This window comes from Microbacterium oxydans (genome assembly GCF_000956525.1).
Taxonomy (GTDB): domain Bacteria; phylum Actinomycetota; class Actinomycetes; order Actinomycetales; family Microbacteriaceae; genus Microbacterium; species Microbacterium oxydans_A.
Genome location: NZ_JYIW01000017.1, coordinates 59,950 through 75,590 on the forward strand (window position 1 = coordinate 59,950; position 15,641 = coordinate 75,590).

Sequence of the window (15,641 nt, forward strand, 5' to 3'; positions counted from 1 at the left end):
ATCGGGCTCACACCGCGGTCGCGGCGCGGAGTGCGATGCGGATCATGTCGCCGAAGGTCTGTTCGCGCTCCTGCGCCGTGGTCTCCTCGCCGGTGATGATGTGGTCGGACACCGTGCAGATCGCGAGCGCGCGCCGACCGTAGTACGCCGCGAGCGTGTAGAGCCCGGCTGCCTCCATCTCGACGCCGAGCACGCCGTGCTGGACGAACGGCTCGGTGAGCTCAGGCCGCGTGCTGTAGAACTGGTCGCTCGACAGCAGCAGTCCCACGTGCACGGCGGATGCCGGCGGCTCGGCCTCACTCGCCTCGACCGCAGCGCGCAGCAGCGGGAAGTCGGCGACGGGCGCGTAGTCGAGTCCGTTGAAGCGCACCCGGTTGATGCCGGAGTCGGTGCAGGCGCCGTTCGCGATGATGATGTCGCGCACCGCGAGCTTCTCGGTCAGCGCGCCGCACGAGCCCACCCGCACGATCGTCTCGACACCGTAGGAGTCGAACAGCTCGTTCGCGTAGATCGCCATCGACGGCTGTCCCATGCCGGAGCCCTGCACCGAGACGCGGTGGCCCTCCCAGGTTCCGGTGAAGCCCAGCATCCCGCGCGTCTCGGAGTACAGCTCCGCGTCGTCGAGGAACGTCTCGGCGATCCATCTCGCTCGCAGCGGGTCACCCGGGAACAGGACGATGGGGGCGATCTGACCGGGTGCTGCTGCGATGTGCGTGCTCATCCCCTCAGGCTAGTCAGCCCTCGAGTCGGCGCACCATCTCGCCGATCCACAGCGGTGCGAACGGCGAGGTGCAGCCGGGCGGGGTGGGGTAGTCGGCGAGCACCTGCAGACGGTCGCCGATCTCGAGCGCGCGCGGACGCAGCGCCGGATGATGGATGCCGATCTGCGCGAGCGTCTCGTTCATCGACCACTGCAGGCGGCTCGGAGCATCCTTCATATCGCGCTCGATCAGGTCGAGCAGGTGGTCGAGGTCGAGTCCATCCGGGGTCTTGGCGACGCGCACCGAGGTGAGCGACCAGGCGGCGGCAGCGACGGTCGGGTCAGCGTCATCGAACCAGCGGAGCCGCAGCTCTTCGGCGAGCGGCGTCTTCTTGGCGAGGTAGTTCACGAACCAGTCGTTGACCTTCGGCGGTCGCGTCTCGCGCAGCATCGCGTCGAGCTCGTCGGCGGTGAAGTCGCGCGGCTTGGAGATAAGGATCGCGAGCAGTCGGGCGGCCGTGTCGCCGGTTCTCCACAGCTCCTGCGCGAGCGACTGGTCGGTCTTGATCCGCTTCGCCAGCGCTCGCATGCGACTGAGGTTGATGCCGTGGTCGTCGCCGCGCTTCTCGTTCGCCGCACGCATCTTCGGATCCTCGAGGGCGGCGAGCTCCCCGAGTGCCTGTGCGAGCGTCATATCCATGTCCCCAGGGTATTCCGCCCTTGTGCCGAGCGGCCCCGTTGTGTGCGAGCCACCCCGTTGTCGCCGTCCGCAAAGGGGTGGCTCGCACGAAAAGGGGTGGCTCGGCAGAGAGAAGGGGAGGGAGGGGAGGGGGAGGGAGGGAGAGGAGGGAGGAGTGAGGGGGGTCAGTCGAGCAGCTCACCGCGGATGCGGCGGAGGTCCTCCATGAGCGAGCCGATCAGGATCCAGTGCTGCGACGACGGCGGGCGGATCACGAGCGGCGCGGTCAACGCCGGGATGGCCGAGGTCAGCGCTTCAGGCTCCGGGGTGACGTCGGCGATCTGCACGGCCAGCCGCACATCGTGCCCTGCGCGCCGCAGCTGCTCGGCGATCGCGACGACCGCGGGCTCCTCGCCGATCGAGTCGTCGTAGTGGTCGAAGTACGCCCTGGTCATTCCGATCGTCTGCGTCACGATCGGTGAGAGCCGGTCGAGCAGCGCGCGCATCTCCCGCAGGTCGTCGCGGTGCACGGACCGCCGCGGGTTCAGCGTGAGCGATTCCTCGCCGGTCGCGATGGTCGCCTCGGCGGCATCCTTCATCGGGCGGAGCAGTCGCACCTCGAGCATGAGCTCCTGCAGTCGTGCGGGAGTCTGCGGCTCCGGCAGGGCCGCGGCGAGCCGGTCGAGGCTGGCGGCGAGCTCGGCGCCGAGCAGCCCGAGGTCACGACGAGCGGGGGCGACGAGTACCGGCGGCACGATCAGCGCGTTCACGATGATGCCGATCACGACGCCGATGAGTGTCTCGCCGATCCGGGCGATGGCGTATTCGGGACTGTTGGAGCCGAGGGCGAGCACGAGCATCGCCGAGATCGCGACCTGATTGCCGGTGCCCGGCGTCGCTCGGAACAGCCAGGCCAGGAGCATCGCCACGACGATCGCGAGCAGCACGATCCAGCTCGGTGAGCCGAGCAGCAGCCCGAGCGCCACGGCGATCACCACACCCGCGATCACCCCGATGCTGCGCTCCAGCGCCTTCGACAGCGACTGGTTCACGCTCGGCTGCACGACCAGCAGCGCCGCGATGGCCGCGAACACCGGCAGCTGTCCGGGGAACACGAGCCCCGCGATCAGCCACGCGGCGATCGTCGCGGCGGCGGACTTCACCACCTGCAGGAAGGAGGAGCGCTGGGCGGCGCGGATCGCGGTGGGGATGCGCATGCTCCCAACGGTAGTCCCGTCGCGGCGGCGTGATCTGAGGCGGTGCCGCCCGGAAGATAGGGCATCCGTCCGATGCCGGACGGGGACCTCAGAGCGGAGTGTGGGGATATCGCACTTCACCGAGGAGACAGCATGTTCGAGCACCCGTATTCCAGCCAGCAGGTCACCGCGTTCGACCAGGAGCGGATCGCCCGCGCGGCCGAGCGTCGTCGCGTGCTGATCGAGCGTGCCGATCAGATCGTGCCGCGTCCGGAAGGAGCGCTGCGGAGGATGCTGCGGCGACTGCTCGGCGCGCGTCGTCCGGCGGTGACGGATGCCGCGGCCGAGCGCCGTGCACCGCAGCCGTGCGAGCCGATCCCGGCTCGGTGAGTCTCGCTGTCGCCGCGCACGACGGCACCGCGGACCGAGGCGCTGGGCGGGGCCCGGATGTCGGAGGGGAGTGGGACCATGAATCCATGCAGTCCTTCGCACCGAGCCAGGCGATGGTCGGTCGCGATGCCGATCTGGCGGTCGTGCGTCTGGCGTTCGAGAGCGCGGCCGAGGGTACGCCGACGGCGCTGCTCGTCGAGGGCGAGGCCGGGATCGGCAAGTCGCGGCTGCTGCGCGAGTTCGGCGGGGAGATCTCCGCGCGTGCCGATGTGCACGTCGGCTGGTGCCTCGACCTCGGCCCGGCGCGCACGCCGTACGGCCCGCTGACCGGCATCCTGCGCTCGCTCGTCGCGCGGACGGGTGTCGACGAGGCGCGGGCCGCCGTCGGCGTCGGCGCCGAGGCGCTCGGCATGCTGCTGCCCGAGCTGGCGTCGGCACCCACCGAGCGCGAGCTCACCAGCCCGGAGCGACTCCGCGACGCGATCGCCACCCTGATCGAGGCCGCGGCCGCGCGGGCTCCACAGGTGCTGGTGGTGGAAGACCTGCACTGGGCCGACGAGTCGACGCTCGCGATCCTCTCCTTCCTGCTGCGCACGCTCACCCGCGGCAGGGTGCTCGTGCTGCTCAGCTGCCGCTCCGACGACGTCCGCCGCGGCGATGCCGTCAGCCGGTTCATCGCCGAGGCGACCAGGGCCCGGCTGCTCGACCGTCTCGACCTGCAGCGCCTCGACGCCGACGCCGTTCGTGCACTGGCAGAGCAGATCACCGGGCACGCCCTCAGCGCCGCCGCGATCGAGCGCGTGCGCGAGCGCGCCGAGGGAGTGCCGTTCTTCGTCGAGGAGATCGCGGGGTGCACCGCCGGCCCGCTTCCCGATGGGCTGCGTGACATCCTGCTCGCGCGATTCGATCGGCTCGGCGATGACGCAAGGCGGGTGGTGCAGGTGGCCTCCGGCGCCGAGCGTCCGATTCCGCATCCCCTGCTCACACGGCTCACCGGCATGGACGAGGTGCGGCTCGACGAGGCGCTGCGCGAGGCGGCGGGCAGCGGCATCCTGGTGGTCGTCGACGATCTGTACCGTTTCCGTCATGCGCTGCTTCGCGAGGCGGTGCACGCGGACCTGCTTCCCGGTGAACGATCGCGACTGCACCGGTCGTACGCCGAGACCCTCGAAGCCCGGTGCGAGGGCACCGAGAGTGCCGATGCGGCGGCGCTCGCGTATCACTGGCAGCTCGCGCAGGACGACCGTCGGGCGCTGATCGCCGCGGTCGAGGCGATGCGGCACGCGAAGGCGCGCTACGCCTTCGGCAGCGCGGCGCGATTCGGCGAGCTCGCGCTCGAGCTCTGGGGGCAGGTGCCGGATGCCGCGGATGCCGTCGGCCTGACCCGCCTCGAGCTGCTCCATCAGCTCGGATCGATCCTGCGCAACGCGGGAGACGGTGAGCGGGCGCTGGCGGTGTCGAACCTCGCGCTCGATGCCGTCGATCCAGAGCGCATCGATCCGGGGCTGCATGCCCGGCTGCTCCGCAACACGGCGCTGTACCTGGTGAATCTGGGGCGCGCCGGGGCGATCCCGTTGCTGCAGCAGGCACTCGCGATCGTCGAGGCGGATGTGGGCGACGAGTCCCTCCACGCAGAGCTGCTGAATCAGTTGGCGAGCCGACGCATGATCGCCGGTGACCGGGAGGACGCCATCCGGATCGCCGACCGGGCCGCCGAGTTCGCCGAGCGCGCGGGGTCGAACGACCAGCTGTCGGTGGCCGCGAACGTCCGCGGCGGGGCGCGCGCGCACCTCGGCGACGTCGAGGGCGGCATCAGCGAGTACGCGCTGGCTCGTGAGCTCGCCACCGGATCCACGGCCGAGATGCGCTACCGCGTGAACTACTCGGATCTGCTCGGGCTGCTCGGCAGGTACCAGGAGGCACTCGAACTCGCCGAGGAGGGGCTGGCGAGGGCTCGCGAACTCGGTGTGGAGCGCACCTCGGGTTCGATCATGGCGCAGAACATGGTGGTGCCCCTGCTCGAGCGCGGCGAGATCGCGCGGGTCGAGGAGATGCTGGCCCGCGACTTCATGCAGGGCACGCTGCGTGTGTTCCGCATGTACGTGACGATGACGCGAGTGCGCGTGCTCGCCTGGCGTGGGCGCTCAGACGACGCGGCCGAAGCGCTGCGCGAATGGCTCCCCGCGTTCCGGGAGACCGGGGCGGTCGAGCGGCAGGTCTGGTACGACCGCGTCGTGATGACGGTCGCGGTGGCGGAGAGTGCCGGTGATCTCCGCGGTGCGCTCGCCGCGATCCTGGCGATGCTCGATGACGACGGACCGGTGCTCCTGCATCAGCGCCGGCTGCTGCTGCAGGCCGGCGCGATCATCGCCGAGCTGCGCGCTGCGGGAGACGATGTCGGTGCTGCGAGTCGAGCCGTGGCGGATGCGTGGGCGACGCAGTCCGAGCAGCTGCGGGGCGACGCCTGGTCGGCGATCCTCGCTGCACTGCTCGAACCGACCGCCGCGGGCATCGACGCGGCGATCGTGATCGCCGACGGTGACGACGTGCCGGTGATCTTCCGGGTCGTGACCAGGTTGGAGCGAGCGCGCATGCTCGTGCACGACGGCGATCGGGTCGCTGCCGCCTCCGTCCTCGCCGATGCCGAGCGGATCGCCGACGACCTCGGTCACGTGCAGCTGCAGGGCGATGTGGCCGCGTTCGCGACCGCGGCCGGCCTGCGCGCCGAGGCGGCCGACGAGTCGGCGCTCCTCACCGCTCGCGAGCGTCAGGTCCTGGCGCTGATCGCCGAAGGGCTCAGCAACAGGCAGATCGGCGAGCGGCTGTTCATCAGCGTGAAGACGGTGAGCGTGCATGTCTCGTCCGTGCTGCGCAAGCTCGGCGTCGGCACCAGGACCGAAGCCGCGCTGGCCGCCCGATCGTTCGAGACCGCTGCGAGCACCCGAGGGCGCTGAGTCGGGTGTCCATCGAGCGATGTCAACCCCGTCGCCAGCCGCCGCGGATGCGCGCTGAATGGGTGGACACGAACGACGAACAGTGAGGAGCACCCATGGTGCAGATCATCGAGACCATCGATGTCGACGTCCCCGTCAGCACGGCATACAACCAGTGGACGCAGTTCGAGAGCTTCCCGAAGTTCCTCGACGAGGTCGAATCGATCACGCAGACCGATGAGACCCACACGCATTGGACGGTGAAGGTCGCGGGCGCGACGCGCGAGTTCGATGCCGAGATCACCGAGCAGCACCCCGATGAGCGGGTCGCCTGGAACAGCACCGGCGGCGAGACAGAGCACGCGGGCGTCGTGACGTTCCACAAGCTCTCGGATGCCGAGACCAGGGTCACGGTGCAGATCGACTGGGAGCCGGAGGGCCTCGTCGAGAAGCTCGGCTCGCTGGTCGGTGTCGGTTCGCACGCGGTCAAGAAGGACCTCAAGAACTTCAAGGAGTTCATCGAGGCGACTGGGACCGAGACCGGTTCCTGGCGCGGTGACGTCGAGGCATGACACGAGCCGGTCGGCGGTGATCGGGTCGGCCTGACGCGCTTCCTGCATGAGGTCGATCGACGCCGAGGTGCAGGGCGTGATACGGTTGCTCTAATGCCTCCTTCCGGGGGCGTCATTCATCACCGGCCCGCGAACGCTTGCTGCGACGTGTGTGGCCCGACATCTGGATCCGAATTCTGCGCCGATCGGTTCGGCACGGATCCCCTTCACAATCTCGACGCCTTCCCTTCGGAAGTCGTCTTCATACGTATCCACCGGATATTCCGGTGCGATGCACAGGCCGTGTACAACAGCGGCTAGATCAACAGAAAGAAGAAAGCACATGGCCTCTGGCACTGTGAAATGGTTCAACGCGGAAAAGGGCTTCGGCTTCATCGCTCCGGATGACGGCTCGGACGACCTCTTCGCCCACTACTCGGCCATCACTGGCTCGGGCTTCAAGGAGCTCCGCGAGAACCAGAAGGTCGAATTCGACGCTGAGCGTGGCCCCAAGGGCATGCAGGCTGCGAACATCCGCCCGCTCTGAGCGCGCACTGATCGTCCGGAAGCCGGTCGGATCCCTCGTGGATCCGGCCGGCTTCTGCGTTCCCCGCTCCCGTCTCACAGTCGAGCGACGAGTCGCAGTCGAACACGTGGGAATTGAGGTTCGCCTTACTTCGGGTTAGATTAGGCCAGGCTTACCAAAGCCAGACGCCCCTCCGCGTCGCCACCCCCCGAACCTCTCCGAAGGGAATGCCTGTGCGCACCTCTCGACTTCTCGCCGCTGCCGGCACCGCCGCAGTGCTGGCACTGACCCTCGTCGCCTGCGCGACTCCGGCCGCCGACTCCTCCTCCGACGCCGGCAGCAACCCGGCATCCGATGACGCCTTCCCCGTCACGATCGAGCACGCATACGGCGAGACCACGATCACCGAGAAGCCCGAGCGCGTCGCGACGGTCGCCTGGGCGAACCACGAGGTGCCGCTGGCCCTCGGCATCGTGCCGGTCGGCATGAGCAAGGCGAGCTGGGGCGACGACGACGACAACGGCGTGCTGCCCTGGGTCGAGGAGAAGCTCGACGAACTGGGTGCCGACACCCCCGTGCTCTTCGACGAGACCGACGGCATCGACTACGAGGCAGTGGCCGACACCAAGCCCGACGTGATCCTGGCCGCATACTCCGGCCTGAGCCAGGAGGAGTACGACACCCTCTCGAAGATCGCCCCGGTCGTCGCGTTCCCCGAGGTCGCCTGGGGCACCTCGGTCGACGACATGATCGAGATGAACTCCAAGGCGCTCGGTCTCGAGAAGCAGGGCGAGGCGCTGATCGAGGACCTGCATGCCGATGCGGATGCCGCACTCGAGGCGAACAGCGTCCTGAAGGACAAGAAGGTGCTCTTCGCCTACTTCGACCCGACCGACCTGAGCCAGGTCGGCTACTACACCGCGATCGACACGCGCCCCGGCTACCTGCACGACAACCTCGGCCTGCCGTTGCCGTCGATCGTCGAGGACACCGCGGACACCGACAAGTTCGACCTGACGGTCAGCGCGGAAGACGTGGCGAAGTTCGATGACGTCGATGTGATCGCCACGTACGGTGACGACTCGACCGTCGCCCTCCTGCAGGCCGACCCGCTGCTGTCGAAGATCCCCGCCGTCGCCGCAGGGCACATCGCGATCCTCGCCAACTCCACGCCGCTCGCGGCATCCGCGAACCCGTCGCCGCTGTCGATCCCGTGGGGTCTCAGCGACTACCTCGCCCTGCTGGCCGCACCGCTCGCGAACTGATCGCCCGCTCCGCCTCGGCGGAACGAGAGCACATCGTGACCTCAGCAACAGCCATCGCGCCGGGCGCCGCAGACCTGCGGCGCCCGGCGCTGGTGCGCACCTCCTGGCTCCTCATCGGGGTCGCGCTCCTGCTCGCCCTCAGCATCCTTTCGATCTCGTTCGGCGTGCGCGCCGTCTCGTTCGACGACATCGTCGCGGCCTTCTCCGGCCACACCGACACGATCGAGCAGGCCGCGATCGTCAAGCGCATCCCGCGCACCGTGCTCGCTCTGCTGGTCGGTGCGGCGCTCGCGCTCTCGGGCGCGACCATGCAGGCCGTCACCCGCAACCCGGTGGCCGATCCCGGCATCCTCGGCGTCTCCAACGGTGCATCGCTCGCGGTCGTGCTCGGCATCGCGTTCTTCGGCCTGACCAACCCGTACGGGCAGATGGCGTTCGCGATCGCGGGAGCCGCCGTCGCCGCGGCCTTCGTCTACACGGTCGGTTCGCTCGGCCGAGGTGGCGCCACCCCGCTGAAGCTCGCGCTGGCGGGAGCCGCGACCTCGGCGGCCTTCGCCTCGCTCATCAGCGCCATCATGCTGCCCCGCGTCGACCTGCTGCAGACGTTCCAGTCGTGGCAGATCGGTGGCGTCGGCGGCGCCGAATGGCCGCGCATCGCGATCACCGCCCCGGTGCTCGTGCTCGGCGCGCTGATCTGCTTCCTCTGCTCGCGCGGCATGAACTCCCTCGCCCTCGGTGACGACATGGCCAAGGGGCTCGGCGAGCACGTGTTCCGCACCCGGCTGCTGTCGGCCCTCGGTGCCGTGATCCTCGCCGGAGCGGCGACCGCGATCGCCGGTCCGATCGGATTCGTCGGACTCGTCATCCCGCACATCTGCCGCATGCTCATCGGCACCGACCACCGGTGGCTGCTGCCATTCTCCGCCCTCGCCGGCGCGGCCCTGCTGACCGCGAGCGACATCGTCGGCCGTGTGATCGCGCCCTCGTCCGAGGAGATCCAGGTCGGCATCATCACGGCGATCATCGGTGCCCCGTTCTTCATCTGGATCGTCCGTCGTCAGAAGGTGCGTGAGCTGTGAGCACGACCGAGCACGCCCTGGACCGACCGCAGCAGTCGGCATCCGACCGCGTCGCCGCCATCATCGCCGGACGCAGGGCGCGCCACCGCCGTCATGCCGTCGCGACGATCGTCCTCGGCATCCTGCTGTTCGCCCTGTTCGCGGTCGCCCTCATGGTCGGCAACACGTTCTACACGCCGGACGAGGTCATCCGCGTGATCCTCGGACAGACGGTGCCGGGCGCATCGTTCACGGTCGGCGATCTGCGGCTGCCGCGTGCGATCCTCGCGGTCCTCACCGGGATCGGCTTCGGCATCGCCGGCGTCTCGTTCCAGACACTGCTGCGCAACCCGCTCGCCTCGCCCGACATCATCGGCATCTCGAGCGGTGCCGGCGCAGCAGCCGTGTTCGGCATCGTCGTGCTGTCGGTCAACGGTCCGGTCGTCTCGATCTTCGCCCTGATCGGCGCGGTCGTCACGGCGCTGGTGATCTACCTGCTCTCCATCAAGGGCGGCTTCGCGGGCACGCGCCTGATCCTGATCGGCATCGGGGTCGCGGCGATGTTGCAGAGCCTGATCTCGTACATGCTGTCGCGCGCCGCGAACTGGGACATCCAGACCGCGATGCAGTGGCTCACCGGCAGCCTGAACAACGCCTCCTGGGAGCGGGTGCTGCCCATGGCGATCGCCGCTGCGATCGTCGTCCCGCTCATGCTCACCCAGGGCCGCGCACTCGGAGCGCTGCAGCTCGGCGACGACTCGGCATCCGGTCTCGGTGTGCGCGTCGATCTGACGCGCCTGCTGTTCATCCTCGGCGCGGTGGCCCTGCTCGCCTTCGCGACGGCTGCCGCCGGACCCATCGCGTTCGTGGCGTTCATGGCCGGACCCATCGCATCTCGCATCACCGGACCCGGCGCGAACCTGCTGCTGCCCAGTGCGTTCGTCGGCGCGGTGCTCGTGCTCGGTGGCGACCTGATCGCCCAGTTCGCGCTCGGCACCCGCTACCCGGTCGGCGTCGTCACCGGCGTGCTCGGCGCTCCGTACCTGATCTACCTGCTCATCCGCACCAACCGCTCGGGAGGATCGCTATGACGGTCTCGCACAGCCTGTCGGCCGAAGGGGTCACCCTCGCCTACGGCGACCGCACCATCATCGACACGCTCGACCTGCAGATCACGCCGGGCAAGATCACGACGATCGTCGGCGCCAACGGATGCGGCAAGTCGACGCTGCTGCGTTCGCTCGCGCGGCTGCTCTCGCCCAGCGCAGGCCAGGTCGTGCTCGACGGCAAGTCGGTGCATGCGCGCCCGACCAAGGAGGTCGCGCGCATCCTCGGACTGCTGCCGCAGTCGCCCCTCGCACCGGAGGGCATCGCGGTCGCCGATCTGGTGGGTCGCGGCCGGCACCCGCATCAGAAGACGCTCGCCCGCTGGAGCGCCCACGACTACGAGGTCGTCGCCGATGCGCTCGACGCCACGGGCATCACCGACCTCGCCGACCGCAGCGTCGACGAGCTCTCGGGCGGTCAGCGCCAGCGAGTGTGGATCGCGATGGCCCTCGCCCAGGAGACCGACATCCTGCTGCTCGACGAGCCCACCACCTTCCTCGATGTCGCACACCAGGTCGAGGTGCTCGACCTGCTCACCGACCTCAGCGTCTCGCGCGGCACCACCATCGTGATGGTGCTGCACGACCTGAACCTGGCAGCTCGCTACGCCGATGAGCTCGTCGCGATGAAGGAGGGCCGCGTGCATGCGACCGGTGCTCCGCAGGACGTCGTGACCGCGCAGCTCGTCGAAGAGGTCTTCGGCCTCGCCAATCAGATCACCATCGACCCGGTCTCCGGCAAGCCGATGGTCACGCCAATCGGGAGGCATCATGTCCGCTGACACCACCACGACCGAGCGTCCGACCTACGTGCTCGCCCGAGCCGAGGTGCGCGCGGTGACCCGCGTCTCGCCGAACTTCGTGCGGGTGACCTTCGGCGGCGCGGAACTCGAGGAGTTCGCCACACCGGGCGGGGTCTTCGACGCGCGCATCAAGCTGATCTTCCCGCCGGCATCCGGCATCCTGCCCCCGCTGAATCGCGACACGCACGACTGGTGGGGCTCCTACCTGGCCGTGCCGGAGAACGAGCGCGGTTCGATGCGCACCTATTCGATCCGCGATCTGCGGGTGACGGATGCCGGCACCGAGGTCGACGTCGACTTCGTGCTGCACCTGGCTCCTGGGCTCACCGGTCCGGCCTCGCGCTGGGCGAGCACGGCAGCGGTCGGCGCCGAGCTCTTCCTGATCGGTCCGCGTCGCGGCGCGACCGACCACGGCGGCGCCGAGTACGCGCCGGGCGCTGCGCCCTCGGTCGTGCTGGTCGGCGATGAGACCGCTGCCCCTGCGATCGCCCGCATCCTCGAAGACGCCGGTCGCGACCTTCGCGGCACGGCCTTCATCGAGGTGCCCTCTGCCGACGACATCCTCTCGATCGACGCTCCGGCCGGTGTCGACGTGCACTGGCTCGCGCGCGATGCGGAGCAGGCGCACGGCGCACAGCTGATCCCCGCGGTGCTGTCGCACCTGGGTGACGCACACACGAACATCGAGGTGCGCGACGTCGAGGGCGAGGACCTGCTCTGGGAGACCCCGGACTATTCGGGCCTCGGCGAGGACATCGCCGCGAAGGATGCTCCGGCCGACCGCTACTTCTGGATCGCCGGTGAGAGCGGCGTCGTCACGACGCTGCGCCGCCACCTCGTGAAGGACCTCGGGATCGACCGTTCGCAGGTCGCGTTCATGGGCTACTGGCGCCGCGGCGTCGCGATGCGCGGCTGAGGCGGGGCGGCCGCTTCGGAGATCTGCGGAATCTCGGAATGATCGGGTCCTACGAGTCCGAAGTGCTGCAGATCTCCGAGACCCCGCGGAGCGGATGCCGGGCGCTACGCGCTGTCACGCACGACGAGCTCGGTGTCGAGGATGACCGAGCGGGGGGATGCTCCGGCGATGACCTCGAGCAGCACCGAGACCATCTGCGCGCTGATCTGCTCCCACGGTTGACGCATGGTCGTGATCGGCGGCTCGTGGGTGGCGGCGAGGCCGGAGTCGTCGAAGCCGGCGACCGCGATGTCCTCCGGCACGCGGAGTCCCGCACGACGGATCGCGGCGATCGCGCCGGCGGCCATGCGGTCGGATGCCGCGAACACCGCGTCGACATCGTGCTCGAGCATCCGGTTCATCGCCGCCTGGCCCGATTCGAACGAGTAGTCGCCGACCTCGACGAGGGTCTCGTCGAACAGTTCGCCGAGCTGCTCCCGGAACCCGACGAGTCGGTAGCGGCCGCCCGGGGTGTCGTCGGGGCCCGTGATCATGCCGATGCGGGTGTGCCCCTGCGCCGCGAGATGCGCGGCCATCGTCTTCGCCGAGGCGATCTCATCGACCGAGATGGTCGACAGGTCGCGTTCGTGCCCGAGCGGGACGCCGCAGCACACGGTCGGGATGCCGACCTCGATCAGCTGGTCGAGCAGCGGCTCCGACTCGTGCGAGGAGATCAGCATCACCCCGTCGACGTGCCCGGCGCCGAGGAACTGCGCGACGCTCGAACGCTCGGCCGCCGTGCCGGCGACGAGCAGCACGAGGGTCATCGAGCGCTGTGCGAGTGCTTCGGCGGCGCCGCGCAGCAGGAGCGCGAAGGTCGGGTCATCGAACAGCAGCTGCTGCGGTTCGGTGAGCAGGAAGGCGAGCGAGCCCGCACGACCGGTCGCGAGACTGCGCGCGTGGTGGTTGGCGGTGTAGCCGGTGGCGAGGATCGCATCCTCCACGGCCTGTCTGGCATCGGGGGACACCCAGTGCCCGCCGTTGATCACGCGTGAGACCGTGCTGCGGGACACGCCTGCCTGCGCCGCGATCTGGCGGATCGTCGGCTTGCGCTTCGTGCTGGCGTCACTCATCGGTGTGACTCTATCGACAGGATCCCGTCCAGCGGTAGTCGGGGCTGGGACCGGTCTCAGTTCGGTAACGGCGGTTGTGATCCATCCCGGTCCTGAGGTAGAACTGAGACCGGTCCCAGTCTGTGTTCATATGACAACCTGAGACCGGTCCCAGTCGCTCGCGGCCAGGACCCGCACCACAACCGCACCGACCCGATGGAGTGCCGATGACCGTCCCTCACGCCTGGCCAGACCTGGGTGGAATCGCCTATGGCGGCGACTACAACCCCGAGCAGTGGTCCCGCGAGACCTGGGACGAGGATGTCGTGCTCATGCGCGAGGCCGGAGTCACCCTGGTGAGCGTCGGCATCTTCTCGTGGGCACTGATCGAGACCGCCGAGGGCGAGTTCGACTTCACCTGGCTCGACGACCTGCTCGACCTGCTGCACGCGAACGGCATCGCCGTCGACCTCGGCACCCCCACCGCCTCGCCGCCGGCCTGGTTCTTCGCGAACCATCCTGATGCGCACGTGATCGACCGTGAGGGTCGCACCATGGGCTTCGGCTCGCGCGGCATGGCCTCGCACTCGGCTCCCGCCTACCGCGAGGCGATCGTCCGGATCGCGGATGCCCTCGCTGCCCGGTACGCAAAGCATCCGGCCGTCGTGCTGTGGCACGTCCACAACGAGTACGGCGTTCCCGTCGGCGAGGACTACTCCCCGAACGCGGTCGCCGCCTTCCGGCTCTGGCTGCAGCAGAAGTACGGTTCGCTCGATGCGCTCAACACCGCCTGGGGCACCGCCTTCTGGGGCCAGCACTACACCGCATGGGAGCACGTCGGCGCACCCGCCATCGCCCCGAGCGTCGTGAACCCGGCCCAGCGCCTCGACTTCGCACGGTTCACCGATCACCAGCTGCTGGCCTGCTTCATCGCCGAGCGCGACGCGATCCGCGCCCACGCCACGCAGCCCGTCACCACGAACTTCATGGCGAACCAGAGCTGGACGACGGACCTCTGGGCCTGGGGCCGCGAGGTCGACATCGTCTCGGACGACCACTACCTCTGGGCGGCCGACGAGAACGCCCACATCGGCCTCGCGATCGCGGCCGACCTCAGCCGCTCGGTCGGCGGCGGCAAGCCGTGGATCCTGATGGAGCACTCCACCTCGGCCGTGAACTGGCAGCCCCGCAACATCGCGAAACGCCGCGGCGAGATGGCGCGCAACTCGTTCACCCACCTCGGACGCGGTGCCGACGGCATCCTGTTCTTCCAGTGGCGCGCAGGGCGCTCGGGCGCCGAGAAGTTCCACTCCGCGATGCTGCCGCACGCCGGCACCGAGTCGCGGGTGTTCCGCGAGGTCACCGCGCTCGGTGCAGACCTCGGGCGTCTCGCCGAGCTGCAGGGCAGCACCGTGCGGGCAGAGGTCGCGATCCTCTGGGACTTCGAGTCGTTCTGGGCGCAGGACCTCGAGTGGCGCCCGACCGAAGACCTCACGCACGCCGCGCAGGTGCGCCGCTTCTACGAGCAGCTCTGGCGCGACGGCATCACGGTCGACTTCGCGCTGCCCGGTCAGGATCTCTCCGGCTACCGGCTCGTGGTCGCGCCGGCGCAGTACCTGCTGAGCACGGCGGATGCGGCCAACCTGACTGCGTACGTCGCTGACGGCGGCACGCTGCTGGTGTCGTTCTTCTCGGCGATCGTCGACGAGAACGATGCGGTGCACGAGGGCGGCTTCGTCGCTCCGCTGCGCGATGCGCTCGGCCTCACGGTCGAGGAGTTCCTGCCGCTGCGCGAGGGCGAGAGGCACGGCATCGGCTGGGCGGGGAACGAGGGCGTGGTCGCCGACGTGTGGCAGGAGGACATCGCACTCGAGGGTGCGGAGGTCGTCGCACGCTTCGCCGGCGGACCGGGCAGGGGCGAAGCCGCGATCACCCGGCACGCGCACGGCACGGGAACCGGCTGGTACGTCGGCACCCGGCTGGACGCTGCGGGCATGCGCGCACTGCTGCACGCCGTGTACGTCGACGCGGGCGTCGACGCGACGGGCATTCCGGAAGGACTCGAGGTCATCACGCGACACAGCGCCGACGCGGTCTACCGCGTCGCCGTGAACCACCGTGACGACGACGTCGAGCTCGAGGCCACCGGCACCGAGCTCCTCACCGGCGCCGAGCTGTCGGGCGCACTGACCATCGCGGCCGGCGGCGTCGCCGTCATCCGCACCGCACATCCCGGCACCTGAACGGCCTTCGGGCCCTTCGACAGGCTCAGGGACCCAGGGTTGGGCCCTTCGACAGGCTCAGGGACCCAGCAGCGAATGGCTCAGGGACCCAGGGTCGGGCCCTTCGACAGGCTCAGGGACCCAGCAGCGAACGGCTCAGGGACCCAGCAGTGGGCCCAGTGACGCACAACCGAACAGCACCACA

The 15,641-nt window shown here is 69.4% G+C and carries 14 protein-coding genes; 10 read left to right on the plus strand and 4 right to left on the minus strand.

The window, feature by feature from the left end; genetic code table 11:
• Positions 1–7: 7 nt before the first annotated feature.
• From deoD to RS83_RS02765, 3 genes are all read right to left on the minus strand, one after another.
• On the minus strand, positions 8–721 hold the full coding sequence (gene deoD / locus RS83_RS02755) for a purine-nucleoside phosphorylase (protein ID WP_045277983.1): 714 nt from the start codon (positions 719–721) through the stop codon (positions 8–10).
• Between the two features lie 13 nt (positions 722–734).
• Positions 735–1,400 (minus strand): DNA alkylation repair protein, encoded by a 666-nt coding sequence (locus tag RS83_RS02760; protein ID WP_045277984.1) that lies wholly within the window; start codon positions 1,398–1,400, stop codon positions 735–737.
• A 164-nt stretch (positions 1,401–1,564) separates the two neighbouring features.
• Positions 1,565–2,596, minus strand: a complete 1,032-nt coding sequence (locus RS83_RS02765; RefSeq protein WP_045277985.1) for an FUSC family protein — start codon at positions 2,594–2,596, stop codon at positions 1,565–1,567.
• Between the two features lie 132 nt (positions 2,597–2,728).
• Here RS83_RS02765 and RS83_RS02770 point away from each other — a divergent pair, with 132 nt between their 5' ends.
• The 9 genes from RS83_RS02770 (at position 2,729) to RS83_RS02810 (ending at position 12,123) form a co-directional block, all read left to right on the plus strand.
• Positions 2,729–2,965, plus strand: coding sequence for a hypothetical protein (locus RS83_RS02770; RefSeq protein WP_045277986.1), 237 nt, complete (start codon positions 2,729–2,731; stop codon positions 2,963–2,965).
• A gap of 86 nt (positions 2,966–3,051) precedes the next feature.
• Entirely contained in the window at positions 3,052–5,919 is a 2,868-nt protein-coding gene (locus RS83_RS02775) for a helix-turn-helix transcriptional regulator (RefSeq protein ID WP_156153089.1), read from the plus strand.
• Between the two features lie 95 nt (positions 5,920–6,014).
• Positions 6,015–6,470, plus strand: coding sequence for an SRPBCC family protein (locus tag RS83_RS02780; protein WP_045277988.1), 456 nt, complete (start codon positions 6,015–6,017; stop codon positions 6,468–6,470).
• 322 nt (positions 6,471–6,792) lie between these two features.
• Positions 6,793–6,996, plus strand: a complete 204-nt coding sequence (locus tag RS83_RS02785) for a cold-shock protein (protein ID WP_045277989.1) — start codon at positions 6,793–6,795, stop codon at positions 6,994–6,996.
• A 212-nt stretch (positions 6,997–7,208) separates the two neighbouring features.
• On the plus strand, positions 7,209–8,240 hold the full coding sequence (locus RS83_RS02790; RefSeq protein WP_045278041.1) for an iron-siderophore ABC transporter substrate-binding protein: 1,032 nt from the start codon (positions 7,209–7,211) through the stop codon (positions 8,238–8,240).
• A gap of 35 nt (positions 8,241–8,275) precedes the next feature.
• Positions 8,276–9,319, plus strand: a complete 1,044-nt coding sequence (locus tag RS83_RS02795) for a FecCD family ABC transporter permease (protein ID WP_045277990.1) — start codon at positions 8,276–8,278, stop codon at positions 9,317–9,319.
• Complete coding sequence (locus RS83_RS02800; RefSeq protein WP_156153090.1) at positions 9,316–10,389, plus strand: FecCD family ABC transporter permease; 1,074 nt, start codon at positions 9,316–9,318, stop codon at positions 10,387–10,389. The genes RS83_RS02795 and RS83_RS02800 overlap by 4 nt, the downstream gene beginning before the upstream one ends.
• Positions 10,386–11,186: an ABC transporter ATP-binding protein gene (locus RS83_RS02805; RefSeq protein ID WP_045277991.1), complete on the plus strand. Its 801-nt coding sequence runs from the start codon at positions 10,386–10,388 to the stop codon at positions 11,184–11,186. Before RS83_RS02800 ends, RS83_RS02805 begins: the two co-directional genes overlap by 4 nt.
• Positions 11,176–12,123, plus strand: coding sequence for a siderophore-interacting protein (locus RS83_RS02810; RefSeq protein WP_045277992.1), 948 nt, complete (start codon positions 11,176–11,178; stop codon positions 12,121–12,123). The genes RS83_RS02805 and RS83_RS02810 overlap by 11 nt, the downstream gene beginning before the upstream one ends.
• 104 nt (positions 12,124–12,227) lie before the next feature.
• Here RS83_RS02810 and RS83_RS02815 read toward each other — a convergent pair whose 3' ends face one another.
• Positions 12,228–13,235: a LacI family DNA-binding transcriptional regulator gene (locus RS83_RS02815; protein WP_045277993.1), complete on the minus strand. Its 1,008-nt coding sequence runs from the start codon at positions 13,233–13,235 to the stop codon at positions 12,228–12,230.
• Between the two features lie 206 nt (positions 13,236–13,441).
• On the opposite strand from RS83_RS02815, the gene RS83_RS02820 reads away from it, so the two are divergent.
• A complete protein-coding gene (locus RS83_RS02820; protein ID WP_045277994.1) occupies positions 13,442–15,457 on the plus strand; it encodes a beta-galactosidase in 2,016 nt (671 codons plus the stop codon).
• The last annotated feature ends 184 nt before the right edge of the window (positions 15,458–15,641 follow it).

Coding starts and splice junctions, on each gene's coding strand:
- deoD (WP_045277983.1), bottom strand. CDS start 721: ATGAGCACGCACATCGCAGCAGCACCCGGTCAGATCGCCCCCATCGTC.
- RS83_RS02760 (WP_045277984.1), bottom strand. CDS start 1,400: ATGGATATGACGCTCGCACAGGCACTCGGGGAGCTCGCCGCCCTCGAG.
- RS83_RS02765 (WP_045277985.1), bottom strand. CDS start 2,596: ATGCGCATCCCCACCGCGATCCGCGCCGCCCAGCGCTCCTCCTTCCTG.
- RS83_RS02770 (WP_045277986.1), top strand. CDS start 2,729: ATGTTCGAGCACCCGTATTCCAGCCAGCAGGTCACCGCGTTCGACCAG.
- RS83_RS02775 (WP_156153089.1), top strand. CDS start 3,052: ATGCAGTCCTTCGCACCGAGCCAGGCGATGGTCGGTCGCGATGCCGAT.
- RS83_RS02780 (WP_045277988.1), top strand. CDS start 6,015: ATGGTGCAGATCATCGAGACCATCGATGTCGACGTCCCCGTCAGCACG.
- RS83_RS02785 (WP_045277989.1), top strand. CDS start 6,793: ATGGCCTCTGGCACTGTGAAATGGTTCAACGCGGAAAAGGGCTTCGGC.
- RS83_RS02805 (WP_045277991.1), top strand. CDS start 10,386: ATGACGGTCTCGCACAGCCTGTCGGCCGAAGGGGTCACCCTCGCCTAC.
- RS83_RS02810 (WP_045277992.1), top strand. CDS start 11,176: ATGTCCGCTGACACCACCACGACCGAGCGTCCGACCTACGTGCTCGCC.
- RS83_RS02815 (WP_045277993.1), bottom strand. CDS start 13,235: ATGAGTGACGCCAGCACGAAGCGCAAGCCGACGATCCGCCAGATCGCG.
- RS83_RS02820 (WP_045277994.1), top strand. CDS start 13,442: ATGACCGTCCCTCACGCCTGGCCAGACCTGGGTGGAATCGCCTATGGC.